We start from the raw sequence: 750 nt of genomic DNA, 5'->3' as shown, positions 1-750 counted from the left end.
ACCTGGGCGGCTGAAGACCAGCTTCGCGGGAACTGGATGGCAGGCCTGAAGTCCGGCTGGAGTGAGTGGGAAGAGAGCGCCACGGACAGTATGTCGCAGGTAAAAAGTGCAGCCACGCAGACCTTTGATGGTATTGCACAGAATATGGCGGCGATGCTGACCGGCAGTGAGCAGAACTGGCGCAGCTTCACCCGTTCCGTGCTGTCCATGATGACAGAAATTCTGCTTAAGCAGGCAATGGTGGGGATTGTCGGGAGTATCGGCAGCGCCATTGGCGGGGCTGTTGGTGGCGGCGCATCCGCGTCAGGCGGTACAGCCATTCAGGCCGCTGCGGCGAAATTCCATTTTGCAACCGGAGGATTTACGGGAACCGGCGGCAAATATGAGCCAGCGGGGATTGTTCACCGTGGTGAGTTTGTCTTCACGAAGGAGGCAACCAGCCGGATTGGCGTGGGGAATCTTTACCGGCTGATGCGCGGCTATGCCACCGGCGGTTATGTCGGTACACCGGGCAGCATGGCAGACAGCCGGTCGCAGGCGTCCGGGACGTTTGAGCAGAATAACCATGTGGTGATTAACAACGACGGCACGAACGGGCAGATAGGTCCGGCTGCTCTGAAGGCGGTGTATGACATGGCCCGCAAGGGTGCCCGTGATGAAATTCAGACACAGATGCGTGATGGTGGCCTGTTCTCCGGAGGTGGACGATGAAGACCTTCCGCTGGAAAGTGAAACCCGGTATGGATGTGG

1 protein-coding gene is annotated in these 750 nt (G+C 58.8%); it reads left to right on the top strand.

All coding sequences use genetic code 11. From position 1 onward, the window contains the following. Positions 1 to 711: phage tail tape measure protein (locus E2C06_RS36795; protein WP_133293428.1), on the top strand; the 711-nt coding region annotated here is incomplete at its 5' end. Positions 712 to 750: the final 39 nt, after the last annotated feature.

The organism is Dankookia rubra (assembly GCF_004355005.1).
Classification (GTDB): Bacteria; Pseudomonadota; Alphaproteobacteria; order Acetobacterales; family Acetobacteraceae; genus Paracraurococcus; species Paracraurococcus ruber_A.
The sequence above is the reverse complement of the archived record's forward strand: the minus strand, read 5'-3'. Positions and strand labels throughout refer to the sequence as shown.